Source organism: Roseateles depolymerans (assembly GCF_003387155.1).
Lineage (GTDB): Bacteria > Pseudomonadota > Gammaproteobacteria > Burkholderiales > Burkholderiaceae_C > Roseateles > Roseateles depolymerans.
This window is the reverse complement of sequence record NZ_QUMT01000005.1, coordinates 51,937-72,869: the sequence shown is the minus strand read 5'-3', so window position 1 is coordinate 72,869 and position 20,933 is coordinate 51,937. Positions and strand designations below refer to the sequence as shown.

The 20,933-nt window shown below is 66.8% G+C and carries 19 protein-coding genes; 7 read left to right on the top strand and 12 right to left on the bottom strand.

The genetic code is table 11. The annotated features are described in order from the left end of the window. Nucleotides 1-537, bottom strand: a complete 537-nt coding sequence (locus DES44_RS20965) for a glycoside hydrolase family 108 protein (RefSeq protein ID WP_058934238.1) — start codon at nt 535-537, stop codon at nt 1-3. A gap of 431 nt (nt 538-968) precedes the next feature. On the opposite strand from DES44_RS20965, the gene DES44_RS20960 reads away from it, so the two are divergent. After that, the gene (locus DES44_RS20960) at nt 969-1,382 is read left to right on the top strand and encodes a response regulator transcription factor (protein ID WP_310732380.1); all 414 of its coding nucleotides are present in this window, start codon (nt 969-971) and stop codon (nt 1,380-1,382) included. Nucleotides 1,383-1,403: 21 nt separating this feature from the next. Here DES44_RS20960 and DES44_RS20955 read toward each other — a convergent pair whose 3' ends face one another. Beyond that, the gene (locus DES44_RS20955; RefSeq protein WP_147307163.1) at nt 1,404-1,880 is read right to left on the bottom strand and encodes a hypothetical protein; all 477 of its coding nucleotides are present in this window, start codon (nt 1,878-1,880) and stop codon (nt 1,404-1,406) included. Between the two features lie 135 nt (nt 1,881-2,015). On the opposite strand from DES44_RS20955, the gene def reads away from it, so the two are divergent. Then, nucleotides 2,016-2,552 carry a peptide deformylase gene (gene def / locus DES44_RS20950; protein ID WP_058934240.1) on the top strand — a complete coding sequence of 179 codons (537 nt, stop codon included), beginning with the start codon at nt 2,016-2,018 and terminating at the stop codon, nt 2,550-2,552. Between the two features lie 361 nt (nt 2,553-2,913). After that, nucleotides 2,914-5,079 (top strand): DUF6600 domain-containing protein, encoded by a 2,166-nt coding sequence (locus tag DES44_RS20945; protein WP_058934241.1) that lies wholly within the window; start codon nt 2,914-2,916, stop codon nt 5,077-5,079. A 10-nt stretch (nt 5,080-5,089) separates the two neighbouring features. Here DES44_RS20945 and DES44_RS20940 read toward each other — a convergent pair whose 3' ends face one another. The 4 genes from DES44_RS20940 to DES44_RS20925 form a co-directional block, all read right to left on the bottom strand. Next, nucleotides 5,090-7,048, bottom strand: a complete 1,959-nt coding sequence (locus tag DES44_RS20940; RefSeq protein WP_116001832.1) for a MacB family efflux pump subunit — start codon at nt 7,046-7,048, stop codon at nt 5,090-5,092. Further along, nucleotides 7,045-8,247 carry an efflux RND transporter periplasmic adaptor subunit gene (locus tag DES44_RS20935; RefSeq protein WP_058934243.1) on the bottom strand — a complete coding sequence of 401 codons (1,203 nt, stop codon included), beginning with the start codon at nt 8,245-8,247 and terminating at the stop codon, nt 7,045-7,047. Before DES44_RS20935 ends, DES44_RS20940 begins: the two co-directional genes overlap by 4 nt. A 10-nt stretch (nt 8,248-8,257) precedes the next feature. After that, on the bottom strand, nt 8,258-9,682 hold the full coding sequence (locus DES44_RS20930; RefSeq protein ID WP_058934244.1) for an efflux transporter outer membrane subunit: 1,425 nt from the start codon (nt 9,680-9,682) through the stop codon (nt 8,258-8,260). A gap of 123 nt (nt 9,683-9,805) precedes the next feature. After that, entirely contained in the window at nt 9,806-10,498 is a 693-nt protein-coding gene (locus DES44_RS20925; protein WP_232309951.1) for an arylesterase, read from the bottom strand. On the opposite strand from DES44_RS20925, the gene DES44_RS20920 reads away from it, so the two are divergent. Continuing rightward, on the top strand, nt 10,497-11,192 hold the full coding sequence (locus tag DES44_RS20920) for an ABC transporter ATP-binding protein (RefSeq protein ID WP_058934246.1): 696 nt from the start codon (nt 10,497-10,499) through the stop codon (nt 11,190-11,192). The two genes, DES44_RS20925 and DES44_RS20920, sit on opposite strands and share 2 nt — an antisense overlap. Before the next feature lie 807 nt (nt 11,193-11,999). Here the strand turns inward: DES44_RS20920 and DES44_RS20915 are convergent. The 6 genes from DES44_RS20915 to DES44_RS20890 form a co-directional block, all read right to left on the bottom strand. After that, entirely contained in the window at nt 12,000-12,566 is a 567-nt protein-coding gene (locus tag DES44_RS20915) for a DUF2062 domain-containing protein (protein WP_083525409.1), read from the bottom strand. 105 nt (nt 12,567-12,671) lie between these two features. Then, nucleotides 12,672-13,466, bottom strand: coding sequence for a peptidylprolyl isomerase (locus DES44_RS20910; RefSeq protein ID WP_058934248.1), 795 nt, complete (start codon nt 13,464-13,466; stop codon nt 12,672-12,674). A gap of 62 nt (nt 13,467-13,528) precedes the next feature. Further along, nucleotides 13,529-13,849, bottom strand: coding sequence for a BolA family protein (locus DES44_RS20905; RefSeq protein WP_058937260.1), 321 nt, complete (start codon nt 13,847-13,849; stop codon nt 13,529-13,531). A 17-nt stretch (nt 13,850-13,866) separates the two neighbouring features. Beyond that, nucleotides 13,867-14,529: a septation protein A gene (locus DES44_RS20900; protein ID WP_058934249.1), complete on the bottom strand. Its 663-nt coding sequence runs from the start codon at nt 14,527-14,529 to the stop codon at nt 13,867-13,869. A gap of 45 nt (nt 14,530-14,574) precedes the next feature. Then, nucleotides 14,575-15,000 carry a peptide-methionine (R)-S-oxide reductase MsrB gene (gene msrB / locus DES44_RS20895; RefSeq protein WP_233441662.1) on the bottom strand — a complete coding sequence of 142 codons (426 nt, stop codon included), beginning with the start codon at nt 14,998-15,000 and terminating at the stop codon, nt 14,575-14,577. Nucleotides 15,001-15,008: 8 nt separating this feature from the next. Continuing rightward, nucleotides 15,009-16,532: a protein adenylyltransferase SelO gene (locus tag DES44_RS20890; RefSeq protein ID WP_233441661.1), complete on the bottom strand. Its 1,524-nt coding sequence runs from the start codon at nt 16,530-16,532 to the stop codon at nt 15,009-15,011. Between the two features lie 229 nt (nt 16,533-16,761). On the opposite strand from DES44_RS20890, the gene DES44_RS20885 reads away from it, so the two are divergent. The 3 genes from DES44_RS20885 (at nt 16,762) to DES44_RS20875 (ending at nt 20,932) form a co-directional block, all read left to right on the top strand. Further along, on the top strand, nt 16,762-18,423 hold the full coding sequence (locus DES44_RS20885; RefSeq protein ID WP_058934252.1) for a 3-(methylthio)propionyl-CoA ligase: 1,662 nt from the start codon (nt 16,762-16,764) through the stop codon (nt 18,421-18,423). Nucleotides 18,424-18,530: 107 nt separating this feature from the next. Then, nucleotides 18,531-19,793 (top strand): branched-chain amino acid ABC transporter substrate-binding protein, encoded by a 1,263-nt coding sequence (locus DES44_RS20880; RefSeq protein ID WP_058934253.1) that lies wholly within the window; start codon nt 18,531-18,533, stop codon nt 19,791-19,793. A 194-nt stretch (nt 19,794-19,987) separates the two neighbouring features. Then, entirely contained in the window at nt 19,988-20,932 is a 945-nt protein-coding gene (locus DES44_RS20875) for a branched-chain amino acid ABC transporter permease (protein ID WP_375137563.1), read from the top strand. Nucleotide 20,933: the final 1 nt, after the last annotated feature.

Here is a 20,933-nt window from a genome sequence, read left to right as displayed (position 1 = left end):
TCAGAGGACCGGAAATGCGTTGACCCGGTTCGTCCATCCCTTCAGGAACTTCTGCAGGCGGGGATTGGTTTCGCAGATCCGGTGGTAATAGGCCAGGCGCCGTTCGCGCAGGGCGCGATAGGTCTGCAGCGGATCTGCGCTCAGCAGGGCGGCGGCGGTCTTCTCGCCGAACATGCCGTCATCGCTCAGCGCGCCGGGCGGGTTGACCGACATCAGATGGCGCTGCAGTTCCTTGACGGCGTTGGTGCCGGCATTCACATAGAAGTCCACCAGCAGTTCGGCCAGCGGCTGCAAGGGAATCTCATCGCCGCGCAAGGGGTCCCAGTAATGGACTTTGTAGATGCGACCGGCTTCTTCGTCGGTGATGCGCAGCAGGGCGGCCAGGCTGGTGTCGGTGAAACCGGCGCGCGGGCCGAAGTGCTGGAAGGTCTTGAGCGTGATGCCCTTGTTCGTGGCGCCGCCGGGGTCGTCCGGGTCATTCACGAAGCCGCCTTCGAAGCGAAGGAGCAGCGGCAGGAACTTGTCAAAACTCGCCATTGCATTCACCTGTTGAAAGAAGAGGACAGAAGGGCGGCCGATGCAGCGTGTGCTGAAGGGGCCGCGAGGTGAACCAATGGTCGGCGTGGCGCGGCGTGTGCGATATCCGCCAAAGGCCGATTGAACGGGGCTCAAACGCCCTGTCGCTGATCCGGAAAGTGGCGTCAGACAAATGGAGAAATGAGTTGCGCCGCTTCGCCGGGCGGGAATGCCCATTCCACCGATGTTTCCGGGCGTCATCGGCCCGCAGCATGGGGCGCCGCCTCATTGCGGCGGGGCGGGGTTGCCTGCCGATTGCAGTGAGGGACGGGCAGGTCGGCCTGCATCATTTGACAGCTAGCCCTGGAATGCCGGACTTCCCATACTCCCGGCCGAGGCGGGCAGTGGCTGCGTGAGACAGGACGCTATGAAGCCCTCATTACTGCGACAACATCACGATCAGTCCAAGAGAACTGCAGGTGCTGCTCACCATGGCTGACGGACTCAGATGCAAGGAAGCGGCGGCGCGGCTGGGCATCAGCGAGGAGACGCTGAAGAAGCACCGTTCGCGGGTGCTGCATGCATTGGGAGCCAGAAATGCGATCGAAGCCGTCACGCTCGGGCGGGCGCGGGGTCTGATCCCGGGCCAGTCCAGCGCCGGGCCGGACTGGCGCCAACTGCTCACGCGCCGGGAGGCCGAAGTGGCGCGCCACCTGGTCAAGGGGCTGAGCAGCAAGCAGATCGGGCGGGTGCTGGGCACCTCGGACCTGACCATCCGCAAGCATCGCGAAAACCTGCTTCGCAAGCTCGGCTTGCGGCATACGGGACAACTGGTGGGCCTGCTGGGCGAGGACCCCGCTGGCTAGTGGCGGCAGGCTGCGGCTGCGTCACTGCAACGTATTGAGCCACCGCACAAAGCCCATCACGCGCATCGACGGCATGGGTTTGCCGCGTTCCAGTTCTGCGGCCAGCAGGCGGGCGCGCAGGAAGCTTCCTTTTTCACCGGGGAACTGAACGGTGGCGGGGGGCTGTTGGGGCCATTCGTCGCCGCAGATCTTGCGGGCGTCCGACTCCCGCACGAAGAAGACGCCATCCATGAGCCGCACGGCGACGGGCACGCTGCGGAATTCCCGCCATCGTCCTTCCTCCGGGCGCAGGGCCATTCCCTTGGCGGAGCGGAGCAACATCTCGCAGAGTTGCATCACGGGCGACGACAGCATCACGGCGCTCAGCCCGACCAGATTCACTGCGGCGACGACGGCCACCAGGGTATTGCCGCTGCGCCAGCCGTGAACCAGCGCCGCGGCCAGCGCTGCGACCACGCCCAGCCGCACTGCCAGCGACAGCCATTCACGCGCGGTCATGACCCATCGCTCCCCGCCAAGGAAGATGGGGGGCATGGGGGGACATACATCATGGGGAGCCCTTGCTGCGTCACAGGCCTGGAGTTTCCGGCAAGATGTGGACTATTCGTGATGAGACAACCTCTCGGAGACAAGATGGCTGTGAAACAGATCCTGAAGATGGGGGATCCCCGTCTATTGCGCCAGGCCAAGCCGGTGGAGCGTTTTGACACGCCTGAGCTGCGTGACCTGTTGCAGGACATGTTCGACACCATGGTGGCGGCCAATGGCGCGGGTTTGGCGGCGCCGCAGATTGGTGTGGACCTGCAGGTGGTGGTGTTTGGTTTCAACCGGAACGAGCGGTATCCGGAGGCGCCGCCGGTGCCGATGACGGTGCTGATCAATCCGACGCTGACGCCGATCGGGGACGAGCAGGTGGATGGATGGGAGGGGTGCTTATCGGTGCCCGGGTTGCGAGGCGTGGTGCCGCGCTGGCAGCGCATTCGCTACCAGGGTTTTGATGCCAAGGGTGGCGTGATTGACCGCGAGGTGGATGGTTTTCATGCTCGGGTGGTGCAGCATGAGTGTGACCACCTGATTGGCGTGCTCTACCCCATGCGCATCAAGGATTTCAGCCAGTTTGGTTTCACGGAAGTCTTGTTCCCTGGCATGGACCCCCGCAGCGACGACTGAATCGCCCCCCAAGACGCCCGATGAGATCGGGAGCATGAACGCACCGCCGTGCCCCCAGTGAGTCGATGACGACATCGACATGGCACCGCTGATGACTGCGCGCCTGACTTCGCGGAAAACAGCGAGTGTTGCTGGACAGGCGGGAGGCGGGGGGTATTGACGGAAGTCAAGGGGGAGCCCGCGAAGCGGGCGGAGGACATGGAGTCAATACCCCCCGCCTCATGCCTGTCTCGCTCGCCCCCACCGCCAACAGCCGCGCCCCTAACAGTCACCCCCAGCAACACCGCGTCAAGTTGTAAGCACCGGTCCACCAGATCATGTCGAAAGCGTTAAAGAGATTCCTACCGGCGGAGCCGATTGCATGATCTTCCTGTCGTTCTCCACTCGCCTCCCGGGCCCCCAATGTTCCCCCGACGTACAAGACCGCCTGGACGTCTCGCAACCGCTGTGGCCGCGCCGCTACGTGGGTGCGATGGCGTCGGCGTTGGCGGCGTTGCTGGCGCTGTCCACCGGCTGCACTGCCATGGCCGAGCCCCCCGGACAGAGCAGCCAGAGCGGCCAGAGTGTCCAGGGCATCCAGGGCGACGTCCCCACCCGCGCCGGCCGCGTGGCCGAGGTCAGCAGTGGGGCCTGGATCTACGACCCTGAAGGCCGCGAATGGCTTCAACTGCAACGCAACCAGAGCGTTGGCGAGGGCGACCGCCTCCGCACTGACGAACGTGCCGGCGCCACCCTGACCATTGGTTCCAGCACCTTCTGGATCGACGAACGGTCGGAAATCGAATTTAACGCCCTGTCCGAACAACGCGTCTCCGTCCAGATCGTTCGCGGCGGCGCCGGCGTCCGCCTGCGCTCCCCCCAGGCTGCGGATGAATGGACCTTCCAAACCCTCGAAGGCCGCTTCTCCTTCGAACGCGAGGGCCTCTACCGCATCAGCCAACTGGACCGCGGCACCCAGTCCCAAACTTGGCAGGGCAAACTGCGCTTCGACTCCCGAGCCATGGACGTGCCACCCGTCTTCGTCGCCACCAACGAACAAGCCGAATTTTGGTGGGACAACGGCCCCCGCACTGAACGCCAGCCCCTGCAGCGCGACGCATTCGCCCAGATTTTGCTGACCGACGAACGCGCCGCCATCGAACTGCCGGTGCCGGCCAACGTCGTCTCTCCGGAAATGACTGGCGTCGAGGAACTCAGCCGCTACGGCGCCTGGCAGCAATCGCCGGAATATGGCACGGTCTGGGTCCCCACCACCGTGGTGGTCGAAGACTGGGCCCCCTACCGCTACGGCCGCTGGGTCTGGAGCGCCCGCTGGGGCTGGACCTGGGTGGACGACATGCCCTGGGGCTTTGCGCCTTTCCACTATGGCCGCTGGGCTTACTGGCAGAACCGCTGGTGCTGGGTGCCGGGCCCCTATGAGCGGCGCCCGGCCTATGCGCCGGCGGTGGTCGGCTGGGTGGGCGGTGCCGGACTGAGCATCAACATCTGGAGCGGCGGACGCCGCCCGCCACCGCCGCGCTACGGGGCCTGGGTGCCCCTGGCCCCGCGCGAGGTCTACTACCCGCCGGGCCGCTACTCCAATGAATACTGGCGCCGCGTCAACCCGCGCATCGAGCCGGGCCGCGTGCCGCGTCCGAATGATCCGGTGCCGCAGTTCCGATTTGAGCGCGAACATGGCCGCCTGTTCACCGCCATGCCGGTCAACCGACCGCTGCCGGTGGTGGAGCCGCGCATGCCGCTGCGCTCGGGGCAGGAGCGTCCGGGCATGGCGACGGGGGGCCGGCCTGACGGCCGACCGGACTCACGCGGGGACGGTCGTCCTGATGGCCGCCCGGATGGTCGCCCTGATGGTCGCCCTGGTGGCACCGCCCCAGGCCAACTGCGTCCCCTCCCGGTGACGACCCCGCCGCCGGGCGTGCAACCCGGCCATGGCAACGACAATCGCCCGATCCAGCCTGCACCGGTCACCAACGGCGTTCGCCCGGTGACGGGCGCCCCGGACAACACCCGTGACGACCGCTTCCATCCGAACCGCGGCTGGCGCGAAGAGCAGTATGAGGACGGGCGCCGTGACGGGGACCGACGCGATGGCGGTCGCCGCGATGACGGCCGATTTGCCGTCCCCGTCCCGTCCCGCGTGGAGCCTCGGGTGGAACAGCCGCGAGTGGAACAACCGCGCTTCGAGTCCCCTCGCGTGGAGCAGCCTCGGGTCGAATCACCCCGAACAGATCCGCGCTACGACCCGCGCTGGCAGCCCATCCGCGAGCCGTCCCGGGAGATCCGGGAAGCACCGCGCGTGGAGACGCCGCGCCCAGTGATGGCGCAACCGCTGCCCCAGCCCCAGGTGATGCCCCCGCCGCAGGCGATGCCGCAACCTCAGCCGCAGCCCCAGTCGCCTCGCGTCGAGCCGCCCCGTCGGGACGTTGGCGGCCGTCCGGGCCCCCAGCCGCAGATCCGCGCAGTGCCGGAGCAGAAGGCGGAGCCGATGCGCCAGCGCGGCGAAGAGCGTCGGCAAAACGAGCGCTGAGCGCGGCCCATCAGGGCCTGGCCAGCGCCTCCACCGGATCCAGCCGCGCCGCATTACGCGCCGGCAGGAATCCGAAGATCACCCCGATCAGGCTGGACACGCCGAACGCGCCCAGGATGGCAGTCGTCGAGATCAGCATCCGGAAGCCCGCGGCCCCGGCGGCGTAGTCGAACAGCAGGCTCACGCCCACCGCCAACCCCACCCCCAGCGCCCCGCCGATCAGGCACACCAGCACGGCCTCGATCAGGAACTGCCGCAGGATGTCGCTCTGCCGCGCGCCCACGGCCATGCGCACGCCGATCTCCCCGGTGCGCTCGGTCACCGACACCAGCATGATGTTCATCACCCCGATGCCGCCCACCAGCAGCGAGATCAGCGCGATCGACGAGATCAGCAGCGTGATCGTTGCGGTCGTCTGCTCCACCGTCTTGCGGATGCTGTCGGTGTTCATCATGAAGAAGTCGGTGCGCCCATGCCGCTGGGTCAGCAGCGCCTGGATGCCTTGCTCGGCCGCGGCATTGGGCACCGCGTCACTCACCCGCACCGTGATGCTGCGCAGGTAGTCCTGCCCGGTCATGCGGCTCATCGCGGTGGTGTAAGGCAGCCAGATGTTGATCGAGTCGTCATTGCCAAAGGCGCTGGCCTTCTTCTCGGTCACCCCCACGATCCGCACCGGCACGGTGCCCAGCAGGATGACCTCGCCCAGCGCCGGCTCTCCGTTGGGGAACAGCGTCTTGCGGGCGTTGTCGTCGATCACCGCCACCTGGGCCTGGCCGCGCACATCCTGCAGGTCGAAGGGCTGGCCCTGGGCGAAGCGGTAGCCTTGCACCCGGAAGAACTGCTCGCCCACGCCGGTGATGCTGGCGGTCACGTCGATGTTGCGGTAGCGCAGCCCCGCGCTGACCGCCACGGACGGCGTCACGCTGTCCACATAGTCCAGTTGCCCCAGTGCGGTGGCGTCGCCGGTGCGCAAGGTGCGGATGGCATCGGCGCGCCGGTCCCCAAAACCGCTGCCCGGCATGATGTTGATGGTGTTGGTGCCCATGGCGCTGATGTCAGCCAGCACCTTCTCCCGCGTGCCCTGGCCCAGGCCCACCACCGACACCACCGAGGCGATGCCGATGATGATGCCCAGCATCGTCAGCAGCGTGCGCAGCCGGTGGGCCACCATGGCGCGCAGGGCCATGCGGGCGGCTTCCGCCACCCGGCCGATCACCGCCTGCCAGGAGGCGCTGGTGGGCGCGGCAGGCGCGGCGGCCTTGGTCACCGGGGCGGGGGCGTCCTCACGGCGCCGGTCGGCCACGATGACCCCGTCGCTGATCTCGATCACCCGCTGCGCGTGGGCCGCCACCTGCGGATCGTGCGTCACCAGGATGATGGTGTGGCCGTCGGCATGCAGCTCTTCCAGGATCTTCATCACCTCCCGGCCGCTGGCCTGATCCAGCGCGCCGGTGGGTTCGTCGGCCAGGATCACGTCGCCGCCGTTCATCAGCGCCCGGGCGATCGACACCCGCTGCTGCTGACCGCCCGACAGCTGCCCGGGCCGATGCTCCAGCCGCTCGGCCAGACCCAGCCGCGTCAGCAGCTCGCGTGCGCGGACATGGCGATGCTCCGCCTGGGTGCCCGAATAGATCGCCGGAATCTCGACATTGCCCACGGCATTGAGATCCCCCAGCAACTGGTAGCGCTGGAAGATGAACCCGAAATGCTCACGGCGCAGCCGCGCCAGCTCGTCCGGGCCCATGGCCCCGGTCTCCTGACCGGCCACGCGATAGCTGCCGCGGGTGGGACGGTCCAGGCAGCCCAGGATGTTCATCAGCGTGGACTTGCCCGAGCCGGAGGGCCCGATGATGGCCACCATCTCCCCGGCTTCGATGCGCAGGTCCACATCCCGCAGCACGGCCACCACGCCGTCGCCGGCCGGGAATTCGCGGACCAGGCCGCGCAGTTCCAGCAGCGCTGCCATCACATCGGAGGCGGGCCGCGACGGCCGCCGTCATTGGAAGCCGCCGAGGCCAGGGCTTCACTGGTCACCACGCGCTCGCCTTCCTTGAGGCCTTCCAGCACCTCGACCCGCACCCGGTTGTTCAGCCCGATGCGCACCGTGCGCGGCTCCATGCGACCGTCGGGCTGCTGCACCCGCACGGTGTAGCGGCCCTGGGCATCTTTTTTTCCGAGCGCGGCGGCCGGCACGGTGAGCACGCCCTTGGCCTGGTTCAGCACGATGGTGCTCTGCGCGGTCATGTTGATGCGCAGCTGGCCGGACGGGTTGGGCACATCGAAGATGCCGTTGTAGTAGATGGCGCTGGTGGTGCTGGAGCTGGACGAACTGGTGGACGAGGTGGTGGTGGTGTCCGCCAGCGTGGTGTCGCCCGGTTCGATGGCGCGCAGCCGGGCCTGGATGCGACGGTCCGGCTCGCCCAGCAGCGAGAAGTAGACCGGCATGCCGGGCTTGACCCGCGGCACGTCGGCTTCGGAGATCTTGGCCTTGATGGTCATGGTGTCCAGCCGCGCCAGCTTGATGATGGTGGGGGCCGACTGCGTGGCATTCACCGTCTGGCCCTGTTCGGTGACGATGGCCACCACCGTGCCGTCCATCGGCGCCGTGACGCGGGCGTAGCCGAGGTTGACCTGGGCCGTGTCCACGTTCACCTTGGCCTGCGCCACCAGGGCCTCTTGCGACTCCACGTCCGCACGGGCCGTGCCGAGGGTGGCTTCGGCGGTTTCCAGATCGGCGCGGGCGCCGGCATCGGCGTCGTTCAGCGCGCGCTGGCGCTTGAGCGTCAGCTCGGCCTGGGCCAGGGTGGCGCGTCGCGACGCGAGCAGGGCCTGCGCGCTGCGCAGCGAGGCCTGTGCGTCGCGCAGCGCGTTTTGCTGCGTCAGCGCATCGATCTCGGCGATGAGCTGGCCTTCCTTGACCTTGTCACCCAGGGCCACATGCAGGCGCTTGACCTCGCCGGTGGCCCGCGCACCGACGCTCACCAGCTTGTAGGCATTGATGGTGCCGGTGGCCAGCACCGACTCTTCCAGGTCACTGCGTTCGACGACCGCGGTGGTGACCTGCGGCGGCGGCGGTGCGGTGAACCAGACCCGCTTGACGATGAAACCCAGCACCGCCACAACGACCAGCAGCAGCACCAGCCGCCCTGGCCTCAACCATGTCTTCATTCGGAAATCCTCAGGATGGGAGGGTGTTGTCGTCGCTCCAGCCGCCACCCAGCACCTTGTAGAGCGTGATGCGGTTGAGCTGTTCGGTCAGTCGCAGCGTGATCAGCGACTGCTGCGCCGCATACAGCGAGCGCTGTGCGTCCAGCACGTCCAGCTGCGTGCTGCTGCCAGCGCGCCACTGCACGTCGGCCAACTGGACCTGCCGCTCGGTGGCGGCCAGCAGGGTCTGCTGCGCGGCGAGTCGGTCGGCCAGGGTGGCGCGGACGGACAGGGCATCGGCCACTTCGCGGAAGGCGGTCTGCACCGTCTTGTCGTAGCTGGCCAGGGCGATGTCCCGGCTGATCTCGGCCTGGCGCACGGCGGCCCGGCTGGCCCCGGCATCGAAGACCGGCAGCGACACGGACGGGCCGATGGACCAACTGCCATTGCCGGCCTTGAACAGGTCGGACAAGGCGGTGCTGGCGCGGCCGGCGCTGGCGGTCAGGCTGATGGTGGGGAAGCGGGCGGCGCGGGCGGCGCCGATGTCGGCATGGGTGGCCACCAGGGACTGCTCGGCGGAGCGCACATCCGGGCGGCGCAGCAGCACGCTGGAGGGGACGCCGCTGGGCAGGTCCACGAGCGCGCTGACGTTGGTTTGCGCATCGGCGGCCGTGGGGTGCAGCGCGTCGGGCAGGGCGGAGCCCAGCAGCAGTTCCAGGGCGTGGCGGTCTTGCTGCAGCGTGGCGGGATAGGTGGCCACGTCGGCCCGGGCGCTTTCGACGGCGGTGCGGGCCTGGGCCAGCGCCAGTCCGGAGACGGCGCCGACGGCATGGCGGCGCTCGGTCAGCGACAGGGTCTGCTGTTGGCTGGCCAGGGTTTGCTGGGCCAGGGCTTGCCGCTGCAGGTCGGCCGCCCAGGTCAGCCAGGCGCTGGCGACTTCGGCCACGAGGCTGATCTGCACGCTCTGGCGGGTGTCGTCCAGGGCCCAGACGGAGGCCTGGGCGGAGGCGCTCAGGTTGCGGACGCGGCCGAACAGGTCCAGCTCGAAGCTGGTCAGGGCCAGTTGGGCCGAGACGGACTGGCTGGTGGTGGCGGTGCTGCCGGCGCCTGAGCCGGAACGGCTGGCACTGACGCCGGCGGTGACGGTCGGCCAGCGCTGGGCGTCGGTCTGCACCAGGGCGGCGCGGGCCTTGTCCACATTCAGCGCGGCGACGCGCAGGTCCCGGTTTTGCGTCAGCGCCAGCGCGATGGTGTCCTTCAGGCGCGTGTCGATGAAGACGGTGCGCCAGGGCAGGCGCGCGGCATCCTGGAGGGCTTCGGTGCCTTCGTGGGGCACGGCGGGGGCAGGGCGGTGGTAGTCGGGCGCCAGGTTCACGCAGCCGGCCAGCGCCAGACTCAGCACCAGGGCTGAGGCGGGACGCCAGCGCGGCCGCAGGCGCGCTCGGGCGAGAGTCATTCGGCGATCAAATCAATGAGGTCCCCGTCATCATGCCGCACCGGCACCCGTACGGTGTTGGCTCAGCGGTAAAGCGAGCTTGTCAAACTTGATGCAATGCGGTGAAGAACTGCTACGGCGTCGTCACAGCATGGGACGAAGTTGCTTCCAGACGTTCTCCAGCATGACAGGATGGGCCTTGGCCAGGGGATGGATGCGGTCGGGCTGGAACCAGTCGGCGGCGTCGCTGCGGTCGGCGACGCCGGCCAGGAGGAAGGGCACCAGGGGGACTTTTTCTTCCTGGGCGACGGTTTTGAAACCGGCTTCGAATTCGCGGGTGTAGCTGGGGCCCATGTTGGGCGGGATCTGCATGCCCACGAGCAGGACCTTGGCGCCGGCTGCCTTGCCGGCGCGGACCATGGCGCGCAGGTTGTCCCGGGTGTTGGCCAGGGGCAGTCCGCGCAGGGCGTCGTTGCCGCCGAGCTCGATCACGAGCAGGGTGGGCTGGTGCTGCTTGAGCAGGGCGGGGAGGCGGGCGAGGCCGCCGGAGGTGGTGTCGCCGCTGATGCTGGCATTGATGACCTCGGCGGGCAGTTGCTGCTGGTTCAGGCGCTGCGTCATGAGGGCAACCCAGCCGGTGCCGCGGGCCAGGCCGTATTCGGCGGAGAGGCTGTCGCCGAGCACCAGGATGCGTCGGGGGGCATCGGCCTTGGCGGCGGTGGCGGACTTTCCTTGTGCGGCGGCAGGTCCGGCCAGAGACACCGCCAAGCTCGCGGTGAGGAGAGAGGCGCTAGAGTAGAGCATCCACTCACGGCGGCGCATCTGCGGTTGATTCATGGTTCTAAACATCCTCGAGGTCGATCACGTCAACAAGTCGGTGCAGGACGCCAGCGGCGTGCTGACCATTCTGCATGACATCACCTTTCAGCTGCAGGCACGGGAATCGGTCGCCATCGTGGGCGCATCGGGCTCGGGCAAGAGTACGCTGCTATCCATCCTGGCGGGCCTGGACACGCCCACGAGCGGCACGGTGCGTCTGCGGGGTCAGGACATGTTTGCCCTGGACGAGGACGGCCGTGCGGCGCTGCGGGGGGCGCATCTGGGCTTTGTCTTCCAGAGTTTCCAGTTGCTGGGCCATTTGACCGCGCTGGAAAACGTGATGCTGCCGCTGGAGTTGCGGGGCGAACGGGATGCCCGGGGGTTGGCGCGCCAGATGCTGGACCGGGTGGGGTTGGGGCAGCGGCTGTCCCACTACCCACGGGTGTTGTCGGGGGGCGAGCAGCAGCGGGTGGCGTTGGCGCGGGCGTTTGTGCAGCAGCCGGATCTGTTGCTGGCCGATGAGCCCACCGGGAGCCTGGACTTCGCGACCGGGGAGCAGGTGATGAAGCTGATGTTCGATCTGAATCGCGAGCTGGGGACGACGTTGGTGATGGTCACCCACGATCAGAACATCGCGAGGCAGTGCGATCGGCAGCTGAAGATCGCGGCGGGGCATCTGCAAGACATCACGCTGGCGGATCTTCCTGCCTGAGTCGGGTCGCTCTCCATACGCGAACCTCAGGTGAGTGTCGCTCGCTCTTGCTGATGAGCGTGGGGGGCGGGCGGGGCGCTTCTTTGACTACGCCCGAAGCCGGCAAGCGGGCCCCCTTTTGCTCCATGCCAGGGCCAGAGGCCCTGGCCTTCGCCAGGCACAAACAGTCCTCAGGACTGTTTGTGTCCGGGCTCAGTCCCCCGTCCCCTTCGGGGCCTCCTCCTAATACTTACGCAAAAGGGGGCCCGCTTGCCGGCTTCTCGCACCCAGGACTTCCCACAGTCCTCCTGCCATCATCGAGCGAGCCTGACCGGGACCAAGAACGTCCTCGGCATCCATCCTTGCCTCAGGTAACCCCCCTCATCACCCTCGCCAACCTGGTGAAGCGCCACGGCTAGATATCCCCTCGCGCTCTGCGGCGGCGTCATCCGGGGACGCTCCGTGGCCCGGTTGCGCCAGTTCCACGAACTCCGTTCGCGGGGGCTGAGTTTTGTCATGCCGCCCGGTAGCCCGAACTCCCATGAGCGCCGCTCGCGGGTGTCGCCAGGAGGGCGACCATGGGCGGCGGAGGTCAAAGATGGGAGTGGCACGCTGGCTGGTGGCCGGAGTTCTAGGAAGTCCTCCGTTCGAGAAGCCGGCAAGTGGGCCCCCTTTTGCGTAAGTATTAGGAGGAGGACCCGGAGGGTCCGGGGGACATGGAGCAAAAGGGGGCCCACTTGCCGGCTTCGGGCGAGGTCAAAGAATGAATGAGCAACGCCGGCATGCATGCCCCCCGGAGAGGTCGCCGTCAGAAAGTCGAGGGAAGCTTCAAGAGGGGAGTCTCAGCTCCCGCTCCCGCAGGCGCCGACGGCGTTCGGTGCGGATGACGAGCCACCAGCCGATGTAGACGATGACGTAGAGGCTAGCCCCCAGCACCACACCGGCCAGCGGTAAACCGACCAGCAGCGGCGTGCCGAGCTCTGTGAACCACTGGGCAATGGCATGCCACCAGGTGGAGGGCTCGCTCCAGTTCAGCGCCAGTTCACGTGGGGCCGAGATCGGCCCGTGAATGCCCAATACCTGCCGGCCTAGAAAGATCGCCAAACCCCAGATCGGGACCAGCGTCAGCGGGTTGGTCAGCCAGGTGGCCGCAATCGCTGCCGCCACATTGGCCCGGAAAACAATTGCCGCCAAGGCCGCCAGCAGCATCTGCGTCGGCAGCGGAATCACCCCCACCGCCAGACCGACAGCCGCGCCCAGCGCCACACGCCGCCGGTGCGCCACCCACAGCCACGGCCGCTCCCGCAGATAGGCCCCCAGCCAGCCCAGGCCCCGCGTGCGGGACAGCATCTCAGGCGAAGGAAGCAGTCGCCGAGCCAAGCGGGAAGCCGTCATGAAAAATCATCCATCCAGAAAAAAAGCCCGCGGCTGAACATCAGCATCGCGGGCCTGCATCATGACGGCCACCGCAGCGGCCGTCGAGTGCTTTTGGTTCGGAAATCAGTTCGAGAACTTGTAGTCCGTCTTGGCCTTGGTACGCAGCTCTTCCTGGAAGGCTGCGACCTTCTGCTGGCTGATGCGCTGGACGATCTGGGCCTTCACATCGTCAAAGGCCGGGAACTGCGCATCACGCGTTTCTTCCAGCTTGATGATGTGGAAACCAAACTGCGTCTTCACCGGGGTCTGCGTCATTTCGCCACCCTTGAGCTGGCTCAGCGCCTGACCAAATTCGGGCACATACGTGTCCGGCGTGGACCAGCCCAGGTCGCCACCATTCTTGGCCGACTCGGTGTCGATCGAGTTCTTGCCCGCCAGGTCGTCAAACTTGGCGCCGCCATTGAGCTGCTTGATCAGCGCCTTGGCTTCGTCTTCCGTCTTCACCAGAATGTGACGGGCGTGGTATTCCTTGCTCGGAGCCTGGGCCTTGAACTTGTCGTATTCGGCCTTGGCTTCCGCATCGGTCACCGGGTTCTTCTTGGCATAGTCCGCAAACAGCTCACGGATCAGCAGCGACTGACGGGCCAGCTCCAGCTGAGCCTTGTAGTCGTTCGAAGCCGCCAGGCCACGCTTCTCGGCTTCCTGCATGAAGATCTCACGCAGGACCACCTCGTCCTTGACCTTGCTTTCCATCTCCGGGCTGCGCGGTTGGCCGCTCTTGGCAATCTGCGAGATCAGCTGGTCAGCACGCGCCTTCGGAACGGGCTTGCCGTTCACGATCGCAATGTTCTGCGCCACAGCCGGCAGGGACAGGGCGCCGAAGGCCGCCACAGTGGCGGCAAGCACAAACTTCTTCATGGATAAAGGGCCTTTCAGAGACTCCCGGTGAGCGTCCAATCACGCTCCAAAACAAAGCGCCGTCAACGGCGCTGCTCATGGACCTTGTTCTGCTGTTCGTCGGGCGCTCGCGCCTCAATCGCCAGCGCGTGAATGCCCTTCTTCATCAGATCGGCGAGGGCATCATATACGAGCCGATGCCGCGCCACCCTGGGTAAACCGGCAAAGCGCGCGCTCACGATTTCGATGTAGTAGTGCCCCCCTTCGCGGGCCCCCGCATGCCCGGCGTGCAAGGCACTGTCATCCCGTAGCTTCAAAAGGTCGGGGCTCAGCGCGGCCCGGACACGCGCTTCGATCTCAGCCGACAGCGGCACCGACCCGGCGCCCGCCAGGCCCGATTCCATCGGGGTTTGCGGGCCGCTCATCGTCCCTGCTCCTTGGCGTCGGCAGCGCCGTCCGTGGCCTCGTCCGGCGCCGGCAGGTGGCGGCTCATGTAGATCCCCTGGGCCAGGGTGAACAGCACAATCAGGCCAGTCGATCCAAAGGCCTTGAAGTTGGCCCAGGCCGAGCTGCTGAACTCGTAAGCGACGTAAAGATTGGCAAACCCCATGGCGCCGAAGAACAGCGCCCAGGCCCAGTTGAGCCGGGCCCAGACGTCATCGGGCAGTTGCAGCTCGCCGCCCAGCATCTTGCGCAGCAGGTTGCGGCCCAGCACCAGGTGACTGACCAGGAAAGTCAGGGAGAAGGCCCAGTACAGCAGCGAAGGCTTCCACTTGATGAACATTTCGCTGTGGAAGTAGATGGTGGCGCTGCCCATCACCACCACCAGCACCAGGCTGATCCACAGCATCAGGTCCACCTTGCGGCGGGTGAGCTTGAGGAACAGCACCTGCGCCACCGTGGCCGCCATGACCACCACGGTGGCCAGCAGCACCGGGGCCACTTCCGCAGGCACCTGCCCGCCAGACACCAGGAAACCCAGATGCTCGGTGGCAAAACCGGCGGCCCACTCCGGCTGGGCGTCCGCGTACTTGAAGGTCGCGAAAAACAGCAGGAGCGGCAAAAAATCGAGGAGCAACTTCATTCGAAAGACCGGTGGACAGTCCGGCAGAAGGACCGGAAGGAGCGCTCAGCGCTGAGGTTCGAAGTCTATCGCGGCCGAGTTGATGCAAAACCGCTCGCCGGTCGGTTCCGGGCCATCGGGAAAGACGTGACCGAGATGGGTGCCACATTTGTTGCACCGCACTTCCACCCGCACCATGCCGTGGCTCTCGTCCACCACCCGCTCCACCACTTCCGAGTTGATCGGCTCGTAATAGCTGGGCCAGCCGCAGCCGGCGTCGAACTTGGTGTCCGCCTGGAACAGCGGCGTGCCGCAGCCCACGCAGTTGTAGCGGCCCGCTTCCCAGTGGTCCCAGTACTTGCCGGTGAAGGCGCGTTCGGTCGCCGCCTGGCGCGCCACCTGGTATTGGATCGGGTCCAGTTGCTCCCGCCACTCGGCATCGGTCTTCTTGACTTCGTAGTCGCTGTCGCGGTCGCGTTCTTGATGGTTCACAGGCTTGCTCATGATGAACAGGAGACCTCCAGATGTTGCGCCCAGTCGGGCGGAAGACTGGCGTCGGCGGGGTTGAGGGGATCGTCGTACGGGCGGCTGAGCACCTGTGCCAGCCGCTGCACTTCCGAGAAATCGCCCGCTTCGGCCTGCTTGATGGCGGTTTGCGCCAGATGGTTGCGCAGCACGACCGCCGGATTGACGGCATTCATGCGCGCCGCACGGGATGCAGATGAGTCCGCCGCCGCCTTCTTCAAGCGCTGGGCATAACGCAGCGCCCAGGCATCAAAGGCCTCGCGGTCCAGGAAGAGGTCGCGCAGCGGCGCATGCACCGGGGCCTCCGGCGGCTGCTCCGGGTCGAAGGCGGACAGGCGACGGTGGGCCAGGGTGTAGTCGCTCTGGTGCTTGGCCAACAGTCGCAGCCAATCGTCGATCAGCAGACCATCCTCCTCCAGCGCATCCAGCAGGCCCAGCTTGGCCCGCATGGCGCCCAGCAGCGACTGGCCAAAGCGTTCGCGGTAGACCTCCAGCGCCTCCTGCAGGGCTTCGGCCGCTGCGTCGGCATCGGTCTCGGCCGTGGGCATCAGCGGGAACAGCGCCTGGGCCAGCGCATGCAGATTCCACAGGCCGATCTGCGGCTGGCGGGCAAAGGCATAACGGCCCTGATGGTCCGAGTGGTTGCAGATATGGCCCGGGTTGAAACCGTCCATGAATCCGAAGGGGCCGTAGTCGATGGTCAGGCCCAGCATCGACATGTTGTCGGTGTTCATCACGCCATGCATGAATCCAACCGCCTGCCATTGCGCGATCAGATCGGCGGTCTGCCCCGCCACCCGCGCCAGCACGGCCACCACCGGATTGGGCGCGTCCGCGCAATCCGGCGCATAGGTCTGCAGGAAATAGTCAAACAACTGCCGCAGCTCGGCATGCTGGCCGTGATGGGCGAAATGCTCGAAGTGACCGAAGCGCAGGAAGCTCGGCGCCACGCGGGTCACGACCGCAGCGGTCTCCACCGTCTCACGCTGGATCTTCAACTCGCGCGAGCCCACCAGGCACAGCGCACGGGTGGTGGGAATGCCCAGGGCCGCCATGGCTTCCGAGCAGAGGAACTCGCGAATGGAAGAACGCAGCACCGCGCGGCCGTCGCCGCGACGCGAGTAAGGCGTCGGGCCGGCGCCCTTGAGCTGCAGCTCCAGGGGGCCCGCCGGCGCTTCCACTTCCCCCAGCCACAAGGCACGACCATCGCCAAGCTGACCGGCCCACACCCCAAACTGGTGCCCGCTGTAGACACTGGCCAGCGGCCGCATGCCCGGCCAGGACGCGTTGCCACTGAAGGCGGCCAGGGCGCCCGGGCGCTGCCACCAGTCCTGCGGCCAGCCCAGGAGGTCGGTGCAGGCGCTGCTTACCGCCACCCAGTGCGGATCCGGCAGGGGCGATGCCGCAAGCTCGGTGTAGAACCTGGAGCCCAGATCGAGGAAACGGTTGGAGAACCGGGGAGCAAAGGAATCAGCCGCCACCCCGTCAGGCGCGAACATCTCTGGCGCATTCATGGGGCCAGTGTACCGATCGACCGGTGTCGTCACCGCGGTAGGGGCAAGCACCGCCCACCCCCCTCGCTCTCGCTGCGTAAGTAAATATCCTTATGCCGTACGGTCCGCAGCGTCACTAGGGTGACGTTACCCGCACCGGGGCGGACATAGACTGATCCAAACACAGGACTGCAGACCCCACCGGTCTGACGGCCCCAAGATCAAGGAGACATGGATGGCACTGTTGGGCCAGATGATGTCGATGCCGTTGCTGATCTCTTCATTGATCCAGCATGCGGCCCGGCACGCCGGAGACACCGAGATCGTGAGCAAGCGCTGTGAGGGCGACTTGCACCGGAGCACCTGGGCAGAGGTGGAGCTGCGGTCCCGCCAGCTTGCGCAGGCACTGGCGCGGCTGGGCCTGACCGCTGGCGAGCGCGTTGGCACGCTGGCATGGAACGGCCATCGTCACCTGGAGATCTACTACGGGACGTCGGGCTCCGGCCTGGTCTGCCACACCATCAATCCGCGCCTGTTCCCCGAGCAGATCGCGTGGATCGCCAACGATGCGCAGGACCAGGCCCTGTGCCTGGACCTGAGCTTCCTGCCGCTGGTGGAGAAGATCGCGCCGCAGCTCAAGACGGTGCGCCATTTCATCCTGATGACCGACCGGGCCCATATGCCCGCCGAGTCCTCGCTGCCCGGCCTGCTCTGCTACGAGGACCTGCTGGCCGCCGAAGACGGCCACTACACCTGGCCGCTGATGGACGAGGACACCGCCTCCACCCTCTGCTACACCAGCGGCACCACCGGCCACCCCAAGGGCGCCGTCTACAGCCACCGCAGCAGCGTGCTGCATGCCTTCGGCGCAGCGCTGCCGGACGCGATGGCCTGCACCCGCCGCGACGTCATCCTGCCGGTCGTGCCGATGTTCCACGTCAATGCCTGGGGCCTGCCCTACAGCACGGCGCTGGTGGGCGCGAAGGTGGTCTTCCCGGGCCCGCATCTGGACGGCAAGTCGCTGTATGAGCTGTTCGAGCAGGAGCAGGTCACCTTCAGCGCCGGCGTGCCCACCGTGTGGCTGGGGCTGCTCAACTACGTCGGCAGCCAGGGCCTGAAGTTCAGCAGCTTCAAGCGCACCGTGATCGGCGGCTCGGCCTGCCCGCCCGCGATGCTGGCCACGCTGATGGACGTGTACGGCGTCGAGGTGATCCATGCCTGGGGGATGACCGAGCTGTCGCCCTTGGGCACGCTCAGCCGCCTGAGCAGCAAGCATCTGTCGCTGCCGCCGGAGCAGCAGCGTCATCTGCTGGAGAAGCAGGGCAAGTCCATCTACGGCATCGACATGACGGTGATCGACGATGCCCGCCGCGAGCTGCCCTGGGACGGTCGCAGCGCCGGCAACCTGGTGGTGCGCGGCCCGTGGGTGATCGCCAGCTACTTCGGTCATGAGGAAAGCCCCTTGATCCCCGTGACCGGGCGCGACGGGCGCGATGCAGGCCTGTGGTTTCCCACCGGCGACGTGGCCACCATCGATGAAGACGGCTTCATGCAGATCACCGACCGCAGCAAGGACGTGATCAAGTCCGGCGGTGAGTGGATCAGCTCCATCGAACTGGAGAACATCGCCATGGCGCATCCGGCGGTGCATGAAGCGGCGGTGATCGCGGTGGCGCATCCGAAATGGGACGAACGTCCGCTGCTGGTGGTGGTGACCAAGCCGGGCGCGACCGTCAGCCGCGACGACATCCTCAAGTTCTATGAGGGCAAGATTGCCAAGTGGCAGGTGCCCGACGACGTGGCCTTCGTGAACGAGATTCCCCACACCGCCACCGGCAAGATGCTCAAGCTGAAGCTGCGTGAGCAGTTCCGCGACCACGTGTTGCCCACCGCGTGAAAAGTCCCCTGCGCGCTCCCCGGCCGATGGGCCTGGCCCCACCCGACTGACGGACGCGCCCTTCGCTGTTCCAAGCCGTGCCTACAACCATATCAGGAGACAAACCCATGATCCCGCACAGCCCCCAGCGTTCCCTCCGACTGTTGATCCAACCCCTGGCCGCGGCCGCCTTCCTGGCCCTGGCCATGGGCAGCGCGCAGGCGCAAAAAGGCGAGACGGTGAAGATCGCCTGGATCGACCCGCTCTCGGGCCTGATGGCGCCGGTGGGCCAGAACCAGGTCAAGAGCTTCCAGTTCTTCGCCGAGAAGTTCAATGCCACCAATCCGGCCGGCGTGAAGTTCGAGATCATCGCCATCGACAACAAGCTCAGCCCGGCGGAATCGCTCAATGCGCTGAAGTCGGCCATCGACCAGGGCGTGCGCTATGTCACCCAGGGCAACGGCTCGGGCGCGGCACTGGCCATCATCGATGCGGTCAACAAGCACAACGAGCGCAACCCCGGCAAGGAGGTGCTCTACCTCAACCACTCGGCGGTGGACCCGGACCTGACCAACAGCAAGTGCAGCTACTGGCATTTCCGCTTCGATGCGGACACCTCGATGAAGATGGAGGCCATCACCACCTTCCTCAAGGACCAGCCGGAGGTGAAGAAGGTCTACCTGCTCAACCAGAACTACGCCCACGGCCAGCAGGTGGCCAAGTACGCCAAGGAGATGCTGGCCAAGAAGCGGCCCGATGTGCAGGTGGTGGGCGAAGACCTGCATCCGCTGGCCCAGGTGCGTGACTTCGCGCCCTACGTGGCCAAGATCAAGGCGGCCGGGGCCGACACCGTCATCACCGGCAACTGGGGCTCGGACCTGGCGCTGCTGATCAAGGCCGCCAACGAGGCGGGCTACAACGGCAAGTTCTTCACCTACTACGCCGGGGTGAGCGGCACGCCCACCGCCATGGGCGCCAGCGGTGCCGGACGCGTCTTCCAGGTCGCCTACAACCACAACAACATGGGCGGCCAGATGGACCAGTGGGCCAATGAGTACAAGGCCAAGTTCGGCGACGACTTCTACACCGGCTCCATCATCCACATCTACAGCGCCCTGGGCACGGCCATGGCCAAGGCCAAGAGCACCGACCCGGTGAAGGTGGCCGCCGCGCTGGAAGGGCTGCGTTTCAAGACCTTCAACGGCGATGTGGAAATCCGCAAGACCGACCACCAGTTGCAGCAGCCGCTGTTCATCTCGGTGTGGCAGAAGGTCGATGCCAAGCATCCCTACAACGTGGAGAACACCGGCTTCAACTTCGCGCCGGTGAAGACCTACGACGCCTATGTGTCGTCCACGCCGACCTCCTGCCAGATGAAGCGTCCGGGCTGAGACCGCCCATGGCGGTGACGGCGGTGAGGCTCCTCGCACCGTCGAGGCCGGCTCAGCCGCCGTCACCGCGAATTTCTGGATAGGCTGCGGCCTGCACATCGGGCCGTCCGGTCGGCCCGCGGGGAGGGGTGCTTCTTGTGGAACAACTGCTGATCAATCTGCTGAACGGGCTGTCCTCCGGACTGCTGCTGTTCATGCTCAGCTCCGGCCTCACGCTGATCTTCAGCATGATGGGCGTGCTGAACTTCGCCCATGCCAGCTTCTACATGCTGGGCGCTTACGTGGCCTACAGCATGGCCGGCTGGCTGGGTTTCTGGCCGGCGCTGTTGCTGGCCCCGCTGGCCGTGGGCGCCCTGGGCGCGCTGTTCGAGCGCGGGGCACTGCGGCGGGTCCACAAGTTCGGCCACGTGGCCGAGCTCCTGATCACCTTTGGCCTGTCCTATGTGGTGCTGGAGCTGGTGCAGCTGGTGTGGGGCCGCACGGCGGTGCCGTTCTCGCCGCCCCCGTCGCTGCAAGGTGCCGCTTTCACCCTGGTGCATGCGCCGGGGCAGGGTCTGCAATGGGTGTGGGGCGAGGCGGCGCCCGCCCTGTGCGCGGCCGCGTCCTGTTCCAAATTCCCGATGACCCGGGCCTTCATGATGCTGGTGGCGCTGGGCATGCTGCTGGCGCTGTGGCTGCTGCTCACCCGCACCCGCATCGGGCTGGTGATCCAGGCGGCGCTCACCCATCCGGAGATGGTGGAATCGCTCGGCCACAACGTGCCGCGGGTCTTCATGCTGGTGTTTGGCAGCGGCTGCGCCCTGGCGGCGCTGGCCGGCGTCATCGGCGGCATCACCTTTGTCACCGAGCCGGCCATGGCGGTCATCGTCGGCTCCATCATCTTCGTGGTGGTGGTGGTGGGCGGCGTCGGGTCCTTGGCCGGCGCTTTCGTCGCCTCCATCCTCATCGGCCTGCTGCAGACGATGCCGCTGACGGTGGATGCCTCGCTGGCCAGCGTCTTCAAGGCCACGCCGGACACCTTCGGCTATCCGCTGCTCAAGCTGACCCTCGCTCAGGTGGCGCCCATCCTGCCGTACTTGCTGATGGTGCTGATCCTGATCTTCCGGCCCAAGGGCCTGCTCGGTAACCGGGAGGACTGAC